Origin of the sequence: Streptomyces sp. PU-14G (assembly GCF_041028275.1) — a bacterium.
GTDB lineage: Bacteria > Actinomycetota > Actinomycetes > Streptomycetales > Streptomycetaceae > Streptomyces.
Genome location: NZ_JASKYT010000261.1, coordinates 1 through 11,288 on the forward strand (window position 1 = coordinate 1; position 11,288 = coordinate 11,288).

Genomic DNA, 11,288 nt, shown 5'->3' on the forward strand with positions numbered 1-11,288 from the left:
CCCTGGCCCGCCTCCGACGACCTCGACCAGCCCCCGACCCCGGCTCCCTGAACCGCCCGGGAGGCCCGGACGCCGACGGGGCGACTCGGGGCCACCGCCCCGCCGGCCGGGTCCGGCCGACCGCACCTCGCCCGGGCGCATACATGGGTATGCTCAGGTGTATGAGCACGCGTATGCGGACCACGGTCAGCCTGCCGGCCGACCTGGTCGATCACGCCCGCGCCGCCTCCGGCGGCAATCTGTCCGCCTATGTCGAGCGCGCACTCAGGGCCCAGCAGCTATGCGACGCGGGCCCCGCCGTGCGGGCCTGGCGCGAGCAGGCCCGCAGCGACACCGAGGAGCTCACCGACCTCTTCGGCGAGGACGTCGCGTGACACCCCTCGCCCGCGGCCAGGTCTGGCGGATCCAGTTGGCCACCAGGACCCGGGCGATGGTCATCATCCAGTCCGACGCCGCACTCGAGGCTCTGCCGGGCACAGCCGTGTGCATGATGATCGACGAGACCGCGGGCGCCCCCGACACGGTCGTCACCATTCCCATGACCCGGCCGGTGCGCGGCGCCGCCGTCGCCGTCGACCTCACCGCCCTCACCGACGAGCGCTTGGCCAAGGGCGAGTTCCTCGGCAGCGTCGACACCGCGACCATGGACCGGATCTCGGCCGCCCTGCGCGTCACCCTGGATCTCACCTAGGTCCCGGCCCGGGCGCTTCCGGTTGCTCAGTGGCGGGTCACAGGGGGTTCCGTGCTCGGGGCTCTCAGCCACCGGCCCAGTGGCGTGCGGCACAGGGGGGAGAGGCGCACCGCAGAGGTGGGAGCGGGGTCCTGGGGTGCGAGGTGGGCGCAGACCGCGTCGGTGTCGCCGCGCCACGCCAGCTCCAAGACGCGGCGGCGCCGGGCGTCGAGCCGCTCCACGACGCCGTCGCCGTAGGTGCCGATGAGCCTGGCGGCGCCGGTGCACACCGCTTCCCGTACGGCGGGCGGCAGTAGGGGGAAGTCGGGACCGAACAGCTGGCAGACCTCGACGTGGAAGTGGCGCTTGTGGAAGGCGTCGCGCAGCGGCCCGGGGGTCAGGAACCGGCAGGTGGCCTCGAAGAGCCGCTCCGCGCAGCGCAGCCGGGTGGCGGGGTCGGCCCGGAAGGTGATGTTGCTGGAGTCGGCGCGGCGGACGGCGAAGTAGTGCGGCTGGTCGGCCAGTACGGAGATCCGCGCGGCGCGTACGCACGCCTCCAGCACGAACGGCTGGTCGCTGAAGGCGGGCATCGTCTCGTCGTAGCGGATGCGGTGCTCCTCGATGAGGGCGCGCCGGAAGAGTTTGGTGTTGGACAGCGCCCAGGGCAGCCCGTCGCCGACGAGCCGGATGACGGGGGCCGTCCGGGCGAACACGCCGCTGGGGACCGTGCGTGCGCCGATGGGCACCATCTTGCACAGCAGCACGTCGGAGCGGCAGTTGTCGGCCATGTTCACCATGCGCTCCAGTGCCTCGGGCGACAGGTGATCGTCCCCTCCGAGGAAGAAGACGTAGCGTCCGCCGGCCAGCTCCAGGCCGCGGTTGCTGGGCGCGGCGGGGCCGCCGGAGTTGGGCTGCCGCACGGTGGTGAACAGCCGCGGGTGGAGGGCGGCGTAGCGCTGGATCTCCTCGGCGCTGCCGTCGGTGGAGCCGTCGTCGACGACGAGGACTTCCATCCGCCGCTGCCCGATCGACTGCCCGACGAGCGAGTCGAGGCAGCGGGTGAGGTAGGGCATCGTGTTGTAGACGGTGACGACGACGCTGACGTCGGGTTGTCCGGCCGCGTCCGCCGGGCCGGCCGCGCCAGGCCCGGTGCTCAGGCCCGCGCCGGCCGCGCCAGGCCCGGTGCTCACGCCCGCACCGCCGGGCGTCCCGCGGGGCGTCTGGCCGCGCGTCCGGCACCGTCGCCGATCACCACGCGCCGCACCCCGGCCCACAGCGCGGGGTCGGTCACGCGCCGCCCGTCCACCAGGACGCGGACCGACGGCAGGTGGTCGGCGGACAGCGTGCGGTAGGCGGGGTGGTCGGCCTGGACGACGGCGGCGGTGACGGGCTGCCCGGTGTGCGGGCGCAGCCCCATGTCGGCCAGTTCGTGCGGCGCGAACATCGGGTCGGAGACGTAGGCGCGTGCCCCGCGTTCGCGCAGCGCGGCGACGGTGGGGAAGACGCCGGAGAACGCGGTCTCCTTCACGCCGCCGCGGTAGGCGGCGCCGAGGACCACGACCTCGGCCCCTGACAGGTCGCCGTAGGCGTCGGCGAGGAGGTCGACGGCGTGGGCCGGCATGGCCTCGTTGGTCCGGCGGGCGGCACTGACGACGTCGGCACCCGGATCGTTCCACAGGTACATGCGCGGGTAGACGGGGATGCAGTGGCCGCCGACGGCGATGCCGGGGCGGTGGATGTGGCTGTAGGGCTGGGTGTTGCAGGCGTCGATGACGGCTTCGGCGTCGACACCCGCCCGGTCGGCGAACCTGGCGAACTGGTTGGCCAGCGCGATGTTGACGTCCCTGTAGGTGGTCTCGGCCAGCTTGGCCAGCTCGGCCGCCTCGGCACCGCCCAGGTCCCACACCCCGTTGGGGCGGGCGAGATCGGTGCGCGGGTCGAAGTCGAGCACCGACTCGTAGAAGCGCACACCGTCCTTGGCGGAGGCGGGCCCGATGCCGCCGACCAGTTTGGGGTACCGGCGCAGGTCGGCGAAGACCCGCCCGGTGAAGACCCGCTCGGGCGAGAAGACGAGGGAGAAGTCGCGCTCGGGCAGCAGGCCTGAACCCTCCTGCAGCATCGGCGCCCACCGGTCGCGGGTGGTGCCGACCGGGAGGGTCGTCTCGTAGCTGACGAGGGCGCCGGGGCGCAGCCCCGCGGCGATGGCACGCGTGGCGGCGTCCATGGCACGGAAGTCGGGGGTGCCCCGGTCGTCGACGAACAGGGGGACGACCACGACGACGGCCTCCGCTTCGGCGACGGCTTCCGTGGTGTCCGTGGTGGCGCTGAGCGCGCCCGCGCCGACCACCTCGGCCAGCCGCTCGGCCAGACCCTCCTCACCGGGGAACGGCTCCCGGCCCTCGTTGACGCTCGCCACGACGCGCGCGTCGGTGTCCGCGCCGGTCACCCGGTGGCCCTTCGCCGCGAACTGCACGGCCAGGGGCAGCCCGATCTTCCCGAGTGCCACCACACAGATCCGCATTCCCGTCTCCTTCAGCGTTGTGTCGGGCTTGGTGCCCGCTCCGTGTCCGAGGACCCGCGCCGGGCCGCGGTGCCGTGCCCGGGCGCGGAGGCGTGCCCAGCCGCGGAGCCGTGTCGGCCCTCCCGCCCGCGCCGGGCGCGTCCACGCCGGGCCTCCGGCTCCGTGCGCGCGCCCTCGTGCGACAGCGCGGTCTGGCGCAGCAGGCCCGTGTAGAGCCGATCGAGGGTCTGCGCCTGCGCCTCCCAGGTCCACCGGTCCAGCAGCCCGGGGCGCCCGTAGGGGGCGCGGTAGCGTTCCGGGTCGGCGAGGACGGCGCGCACCGCGCGGGTGTACCCGTCGGTGTCCTCGGCGGTGAACACCTCGCCGATCCCCGCCGCCCTGGTGGTGGCGGCCATCGTCTCCACGTCGCTGACCACCAGCGGCAGCCTGGCGTGCGCGTACTCGAAGAACTTGGTGATCAGCGCGATCTCGTGGTTCGGCCAGTGGTGCAGCGGGATCGCCCCGGCGTCCGCCTCGGCGAGGAAGGGGACGACCTGGTCGCAGTCCACGTACGGCAGCACGTGCAGCCGCTCGGCCACCCCCAGTCGGGCTGCCCGTGCGCGCAGCGTCCCCAGGTATCCGGCGGCGGGCTTGGGCACGACCAGCGCGGTGTGCACGCCGGGCAGCCCCGGCAACGCGTCGACCATGGTGTCCAGGCCGCGCTGCGGGGCCGCGGCGCCGCTGTAGACGACCAGCGGCGTGCCGGGGCCGATGCCGCACAGGGCGCGCAGCCCCGGTACTCCACCGGTCTTGACGGGGCGGGTGGCGGGCGTCTCGGGCGCGTTGAGGACGACATGCGGGTCCTCGGCCAGGTGGTGGGTGCGGCGCAGCAGCCCGGCGAGGGTGGCGGAGACGGTGACGGCGGCGTCCGCGTACGGCACGTACTCCCTCTCGTGTGCCAGGTGGGCCGGCAGCCAGCGCACGTCGTCGGTCCAGGGCCGCACACCCGGCAGGAACTCGTGGGCGTCCCAGACCAGTTTCACCGTCTCGCCCCGGGCCGCCGCGCGGATCTTGGCGCGGGCGCCGACACCGAGCATCCGGAAGTCGTGGGCGTGGATGAGGTCGGGCCGCAGCTCGTCCACGGCCCTGCCGTACGCCAGCTCGAAGTCGTAGAGGCTCGGCCACAGCCTGCGCCAGCACCGCTCCTTCATGGTGCGCTGCCACAGTGCGACGGCGGCCCGTTCCGCGCGGGTGCCCGTGCCGCGCCTGGCCAGGCCCTGGTCGAGCTGGCGCTTGCGGAGTCCTGCCCAGTGCTGGGCCAGCCGGGCCGCGAGGCGCGGGAGGGCGAGCCGCGCGGCGCGGCGGCCCCTGGCGAGGGTGCCCGCAGGGCCGAGCGCCAGGGCGGCGCGGCGGGTGCGCAGCTCGTCGCGGCGTGCCTTGGCGCGCTGGAGGCGGTAGCCGGCCGTCCCGGGCCGGTAGGCCAGCGGTCTGGTCAGCAGCGGGCGGCGGCTCGCGCGCGGCGGGTGTGCCAGCGGGGTGGGGACGGACAGCAGCCGCACCCGGGCCTCACCGAGGCGCCAGGAGGCGGGGCGCCCGTCGGGTGAGCGGCCCAGGAGTGTGACCTCCCAGCCCGCCTCGGCGGCCGAGCGGGCCGTCTTCTGCACTCGCGAGTCCCCCCTCACCCCGTTGCACACCAGCATCACGACACGGCCGCGCCGCCGTCCGGTGGACTGCCCCGCTGCCGGGGTGCGGCTGTCGAACTCCACGGGCTCGCCTTTCGGTTGTCGTTCGGGACCGGCCGGGCCGCCCAGCGGCCCGGCGGCCCACCTGCTCAGCGGCCCACCTGCTCAGCGGCCCAGCGGCCCGGCGGCTCAGCAGCCCGGCGGCTCAGCGCAGGAAGCCGTCCAGCACGTCGGCGGTGTAGCCGCCGTCGTGATAGGTGCGCACGTACTCCACCGACTCCTGAGCCGTACGGCGGGCGGAGTCGCGGTCCTCGACCAGGGACTCGACCGCGGTGCGGAGCGTGGCGGGGGTGGCGTTGACGATGGGCGGGCGGATGCCGACGGAACGGTGCAGCCGCTCGTCCAGGAACGCGATCACGGGCCGGCCCGCCGCCATGCCCTCGCAGGCGAAGGTGCCGTAGGTGCCGACCGCGAACTGGTCCACGACGATGTCCGCCTCCTTGACCAGCTCCTGCACCTCGAGCCACGGCACCCCCGTGGCCATGCGGAACTCGATCAACCCGCGCCGGTCCAGCTCCTCCAGGACCGGGACCACCTGCTCGGTGCCCTTGGTCCAGCGCTTGGAGGGCGCGTGCACCACGACAGGCCGGGCGCGCTCCATGGCGGGCCGCTCGCTCGCCCAGCCGTCCACGTCCACCACCAGGGGCGCCCAGCGGGACCCCGGCAGCTCGTCCAGCAGGTCGGGGGTGGTCACGAACTGCGGCAGCCCGCTGCGCGCCGCCAGCCGCCGGTTGCGGGCGCTCTTCTTCACCAGGGCCGCCAGGATCGCCTCGTCGGCGGCGTGGAAGAGGGAGTGCTCGTAGCGGCTCATGTGCCGTTCGGGGTCGCGGACGTCGCTGCCGTGCGCCAGCAGCGCCACCTTGATCCCGGCGGCGGACAGCGACGGCAGGTCGTCGCAGATGTGGCCGCCGTTGAGCCTGCCCAGGGCAGGGGTGAAGGAGTCGGCGAGGTAGTGGGTGTAGGAGCCGAGGACGCGGCGGGCCCGGTCGAGTTGGAAGCCCAGGTCACCGGTGCGCTCGCCGAGCGCGTAGATGTCGGCCGGGTAGATGACGCTCTGGTCGTGGGTGTGCATCACGACCTCGGCCGACAGGTCCTGGCGCCGCTCGCACAGGGCGCGGGCGAACCCGGCGAGCTGCCCCGCGGAGTTGGCGCAGCCCAGGCCGAGCCGTACGGGCGTGGTGCCCAGCGCCCGCCAGCCGGGCGGTGCCCCGTCGGGCGGGGTGGTCTCCAGCGGGCGCGGCTTCCCGGGGGCGCCGAGGCCCGGCTGTTCGGAGACCGACCAGGACAGGGTGCGGGGGGCGAGCCGGGCAGCCGCCTCGGTCCCCGCCAGCCGCTCGTAGAGGTCGAGCAGCCCGGCCGACTGCTGCTCCCAGGACAGCTCGCGCAGCAGCGATTCGGTGATCTTGGCGACCAGCGTGCCGCGCCTGGACAGTCCGCGTTGGACGGCGGCGGTGAAGGAGGGGACGTCCTCGGTGACGAACACCTCGCCGACGCCGGTGCGCTCCACGAAGTTGCGCAGCGTGCGCACCCCGCTGGTGATCAGCGGCAGCCCGGCGTGCAGGTACTCGGCGGCCTTGGTGGGCAGGGAGATCTCGCAGTTGGGCACGTGCCGGAAGCAGATCAGGCCGAGGTCGGCGGAGGAGAGGTAGTCGGGCACCTGTTCCTGCGGCACGTAGGGCACCACGTGCACCCGCTCGCGCACGCCCAGCTCCTCCGAGCGGGACAGCAGCGCCTGGAGGGTCGCGTTCGGCTTGGGCCCCACGACGAGCGCGAGGTGGGCGTGCGGCAGCGCGGGCAGGCCCTCGACGGCGGTGTCCAGGCCGCGCTCGGGCCCGATCCACCCGGCGTAGACGAGCAGCGGCACGTCGGGCCCGAGCCCGCAGGCGTCCCGGACGGAGACGCACTCGTCGGTGTGGGCGCTGACGGCCTCGCGCACCGGCGCGTTGGCGACGACGTGCGGTGTCCGAGGCAGCCCGTACGCCTCGCGCAGGATGCCGGCAAGCTCCCCCGAGACGGTGACCACCGCGTCGGCTCGGTGGATGAACTCCTTCTCCACGCCGGGGAACGCGGCGGCGCGCACCGCGTCGGGCCACTCGACGCCGCGCACGTACTCGTGGGCGTCGTAGAGCCAGGCGGTGCGGTGTCCGCGGGCGCGGAGCCGGGCGGCGCTGCGGGCCCCCACGGCGATCATGGTGATGTCGTTGGCGTGCACGACGTCGGGCGCGAGCTCCTCGATGACCGGGCCGAACGCCAGGTCGAGGTCGAGGAGTTCGGGCCAGTCCCGGCGCCAGTCGCCGGTCGGCCGCGGCGGGCCCGCGGCCATCCTGCGCTCCCACCGGTAGACGCGACCGCGCCCCTTGTGCGCGTACCGGCGCAGCCGCACCCAGCCCTTGAGCGCCTCCCTGGCCACCGCGGCCCCCGGTCTCGACGCGGGCCTCGCGGCGGGGCCGACCAGCCAGCCGACGCGGGCCGTCTGCTCGCGCACCCACGCCGCGTGCGCGGAGCGGGCCCGCACCCAGGCGCCGTCGTCCGGCAGCCCGAGCTGCGTGACGTGGGCGCGCAGGTGGGGGCGGCGCCGCTCGGCGTTCACCACGGCCCGCATGTGCGCGGACACCGGCACCTTGACGACCCTGACAGGGCCGAGCACCGACTCCTCGCGCCGCTTGGAGGGACTGCGGCCCACCAGCGTCACGTCCCAGCCCGCGCGCGCCGCGGCGATCGCGGTCTTCTGCACCCGCGAGTCCCCGGCGATGGAGTTGCCGACGATGACGGCGAGCCGCGGCCTGCCCCGGGGGCCGCCACGCCCGGTACGTCCTCCGGCCGTCGCCGGGCCGGCGGCGGCCGGGTCCCCGGGGCCCGCGCCGGCCGGTGCCCGGCCCGGACCCGCGCCCTGCCCCGCGCCGGGTCCCGGCGCCTCCTCGCCGAGCCGCGCCTCGGCCGCGCCGGGCGCCTCGGGGGTGGTGCCGGTGTGCGTCGTACGGCGCCGGATCATCGCGCGTGGCCGCCTCATGCCGTGTGCTCCGCGACGTTCGCCGTCCGGCGGGCGGACGCGCCGCGCTCGCCGGGGGCCGGAGCCGCGCCCGACGCCAGGAGCGCCGAGGCCGCCCCGCCCGAGACCGCCCCGCCCGAGGCCACTCCGCCCGAGGCCGCCGCCTCCTGGCCCGCGCCACCCGTGCCACCCGCGACGCTCAGACGTGTCGCGTCGCTCAGACGTGTCGCGTCGCTCAGCCCCGCCGCGTCGTTCGGGCCGGCCAGGTCGCTCATCCCGCGCGCCGACTCCAGCACCGCCGCCGACACCTCCACCGTCCGCAGGCCCTCCCGTATGGTGACGATGCCGCAGCCCTCCGCGGCCTGCCCTGCCCGTACCGCGTCGCGGAACCGCTCGTGCTCGACGGCCAGCGGCTCCCGCTTGGGGAACGCGAAGCGCACGGTGTCGCCCTCCGCCACACCGCGGAAGGCGCGCAGCGCCTCCCACTCGGTGGCGACGGCGCCGTTGGCGTGGAACGTCAGGTCGGCGGTCAGGGTGTCCGCGACGAAACACCCCCGCTCCCCGGTGACGGCCGTGAAGCGCTCCTTGAGCGGGCTGAGCCAGTTCACCAGGTGGGAGACCATCGTGCCGTCCACCAGGGAGCCGACGACCGCGACCATGTCCTCGTGTTCCCGCCCGCTCTTGGAGACCGTGCGGGCCGACAGCGACGCGTACGCCGCTCCCGTGATCCAGCTCGTGAGGTCGATGTCGTGGGTGGCCAGGTCCTTGACCACCCCGACGTCCGCGATGCGGTGCGGGAAGGGACCCTGGCGCCGGGTGACGACCTGGAAAACCTCCCCCAGCTCGCCCGCCTCCAGGCGGGAGCGCAACTGCTGGAGCGCCGGGTTGAACCGCTCGACGTGGCCGACACCGGCGACCAGCCCCCGCTCCTCGAACGCCTGCGCGAGCCGGTGGGCCGCCTGCGCCGTGTGGGCCAGCGGCTTCTCGATGAGCGCACACACCCCGTGCGCCGCCAGCTGGAGGCCGACCTCCTCGTGCAGGCCGGTCGGGCAGGCGACCACCGCGTAGTCGACACCCAGCGCCAGCAGGTCGGCCACCTCGGGCAGCACCGGCACCCCGTGCGTGCCGAGCAGCCCGTGCAGGCTGCCGTGCGGATCGCCTGCCGGATCGACGGCACCCACGAACTCGACGCCCTCCAGGGACGAGAGGACCCGCGCGTGGTTGCGGCCCATCGCGCCCAGACCGATGAGCCCGGCACGCAGCGAGCCGGGGCGGCGGCGCCCGTCGGCCCGCTCCGCCGCCGGAGCGCCCGCCGCCGCGGGCGCCTCCACCGCCGGGCCCGCGGACTCGGCCGCCCTGGGCGCGTCGGCCGTCTTCGGGGCGTTCGCGCTCGGCGCCGTGGGCGCCGGCTTCGCTCTCGTTCCCGTCATCGGATCCCTCCCGCCTCGGCGACCGCGCGGTTGGCGGCCCCCACGATCTGGTCCAGGTCGCCCGGGGTGAGCGAGGGGTGCACGGGCAGGGACAGCACCTCGGCCGCCGCCCGGTCGGTGACCGGCAGTTCGGCGCCCAGGTGCGCGTACGGCTTCAGCCGGTGGATGGGCGTCGGATAGTAGACGGCACACCCGATGCCCTCCGCCCGCAGCCGGGCCTGCACCGCGTCCCGCACGGCCGCACCGCCTCGGACCCGCACCGTGTACTGGTGGTAGACGTGCCGGGCGCCGTCCGCGATCCGCGGGGCGGCCAGTGCGCCGTCCAGCCCCGCGTCCAGCGTCCGGGCGTTGCGACGCCGCTGCTCGGTCCACTCCGCCAGGCGTTCGAGCTGGACGCGGCCGATGGCGGCGGCCACGTCGGTCATCCGCATGTTGGCGCCGACGATCTCGTTCTCGTACCGCTGCTCCATGCCCTGGTTCCGCAGCAGCCGCAGCGTACGGGCGCGTTCCTCGTCGGGGACGACGACGAGACCGCCCTCCAGGGTGTGCATGTTCTTCGTCGGGTAGAAGCTGAAGCACGCCGCGTCCCCGAACGTCCCCACGGGGCGGCCGTGCAGCTGCGCGGCGTGCGCCTGGCAGGCGTCCTCGACCAGAGCGAGCCCGTGCCGCTGCGCCAGCTGGGTCAGCCTCCCCATCGGCGCCGGATGCCCGTACAGGTGTACGGGCATCAGCGCCGCCGTGCGCGGGCCCACCGCCTCGGCGGCGGCGTCCGGATCCAGGCAGAAGGTGTCGGGATCGATCTCCGCGAAGACGGGCTCCGCACCGGCCATCCGCACCGCGTTGGCGGACGCCGCGAACGAGAACGAGGGCACGACCACCTCGTCGCCCGGCCCGATCCCCAGCGCCAGCAGCGCCAGATGCAGCGCGGAGGTGCCCGAGTTCACGGCGATGCACGGACGGCCCTCGACCAGCGCCGCGAACTCCTGCTCGAACGCGGCGACCTCCGGTCCCTGCACCACCCGGCCGTCCCGCAGCACCCGCACGGCGGCGGCCACCTCGTCGTCCCCGATCACCGGCTTGGCCGCCGGGATCGTGGAGGTGGCCGCGACGGGCCCCACGGAAGCGGTCGGCGGCGCCGGCACCCCGCCGGGAGCGCCGGTGGGCGCACCGGGGTTCTCGGAGTCGGCGACGTGCGTGGCCGGCTCCGCGGGGCCGGCCGCCGCGGGCTCGGCGGCGAGCGCCTCCCGAGCGAGCTGCGCCTCGCGGGTGGGCGCCTCGCGGGCGGGCGCCTCGCGGGCGGTGGGCCCACCGTGGGCGAGGGCCGCCTCGTGGGTGGTGGGCATCGGCCGGGTGTCGGTGGACGCGCCGGGGTCCCCGGCGGCCCTCGTGTGCGCCGACGCCGACACCGCCGCCGCTGTCGTGGGCGCTGTCGTCGGTGCTGTCGTCGGTGCTGTCGTGGGCGCCGACATCGACGCCGAGGCGGTCGTGGGCGCCGACGCCGGCGCGGTCGTCGGCGCTGTCGTGGGCGCCGATGTGGGCCCGGCAGCCGGATTCATGTCTTTTCGCAGCCCTTGCATGGCGGATGTGCCCCTCCGGTTCCCCGGCAGATTCGCCCTATGTGGACCCACATCCGACCGCGCTCTTGCACTATAGGCCTACAAATCACCCGGACCGCCTAATCACGGACCCCGTGCGCGGGCCCGCCGCTCACCCTGCGGAGCCGGACTCACGAAGCGTCACGGCCGCACCCTCCGCGCTGTCCGCCGCGCCCTCCGCGCACTCCTCGTACCGTTCACCCGTCGTCGGGCACTCCCACACGCCGGGGCGGCCCGGCACGGCACGCAGCCGCTCCCCCGCCCGGGGGGGGGGGGGGGGGGGGGGGGGGGGGGGGGGGGGGGGGGGGGGGGGGGATCGGCCGGTGGGCGATGGTGGCGGCGGGTGCCGTGGTGACGTGCGA

General features: G+C 75.5%; 7 protein-coding genes and 1 pseudogene. 2 read left to right on the top strand and 6 right to left on the bottom strand.

Annotated elements, in window-relative coordinates; all coding sequences use genetic code 11:
• The first annotated feature begins 161 nt into the window (after positions 1-161).
• Together AB8Z75_RS25000 and AB8Z75_RS25005 are read left to right on the top strand one after the other, a co-directional pair.
• Positions 162-374: a type II toxin-antitoxin system CcdA family antitoxin gene (locus AB8Z75_RS25000; protein ID WP_369205682.1), complete on the top strand. Its 213-nt coding sequence runs from the start codon at positions 162-164 to the stop codon at positions 372-374.
• A complete protein-coding gene (locus AB8Z75_RS25005; RefSeq protein WP_369205684.1) occupies positions 371-691 on the top strand; it encodes a type II toxin-antitoxin system PemK/MazF family toxin in 321 nt (106 codons plus the stop codon). Before AB8Z75_RS25000 ends, AB8Z75_RS25005 begins: the two co-directional genes overlap by 4 nt.
• A 26-nt stretch (positions 692-717) precedes the next feature.
• On the opposite strand, the gene AB8Z75_RS25010 is transcribed toward AB8Z75_RS25005, so the two are convergent.
• The 6 genes and pseudogenes from AB8Z75_RS25010 to AB8Z75_RS25035 all read right to left on the bottom strand — a co-directional run bounded on the left by AB8Z75_RS25010 (position 718) and on the right by AB8Z75_RS25035 (position 10,449).
• Entirely contained in the window at positions 718-1,860 is a 1,143-nt protein-coding gene (locus AB8Z75_RS25010) for a glycosyltransferase family 2 protein (protein WP_369205686.1), read from the bottom strand.
• Positions 1,857-3,191, bottom strand: a complete 1,335-nt coding sequence (locus tag AB8Z75_RS25015) for a nucleotide sugar dehydrogenase (RefSeq protein WP_369205688.1) — start codon at positions 3,189-3,191, stop codon at positions 1,857-1,859. Before AB8Z75_RS25015 ends, AB8Z75_RS25010 begins: the two co-directional genes overlap by 4 nt.
• An 11-nt stretch (positions 3,192-3,202) precedes the next feature.
• On the bottom strand, positions 3,203-4,936 hold the full coding sequence (locus tag AB8Z75_RS25020; RefSeq protein WP_369205690.1) for a glycosyltransferase family 4 protein: 1,734 nt from the start codon (positions 4,934-4,936) through the stop codon (positions 3,203-3,205).
• A 121-nt stretch (positions 4,937-5,057) separates the two neighbouring features.
• On the bottom strand, positions 5,058-7,922 hold the full coding sequence (locus AB8Z75_RS25025) for a glycosyltransferase (protein WP_369205692.1): 2,865 nt from the start codon (positions 7,920-7,922) through the stop codon (positions 5,058-5,060).
• A gap of 260 nt (positions 7,923-8,182) precedes the next feature.
• Positions 8,183-9,331: pseudogene (locus AB8Z75_RS25030) on the bottom strand (Gfo/Idh/MocA family oxidoreductase); the annotation flags it as partial.
• A complete protein-coding gene (locus AB8Z75_RS25035; RefSeq protein ID WP_369205694.1) occupies positions 9,328-10,449 on the bottom strand; it encodes a DegT/DnrJ/EryC1/StrS family aminotransferase in 1,122 nt (373 codons plus the stop codon). The pseudogene AB8Z75_RS25030 and the gene AB8Z75_RS25035, both read right to left, overlap by 4 nt.
• Positions 10,450-11,288 lie beyond the last annotated feature (839 nt).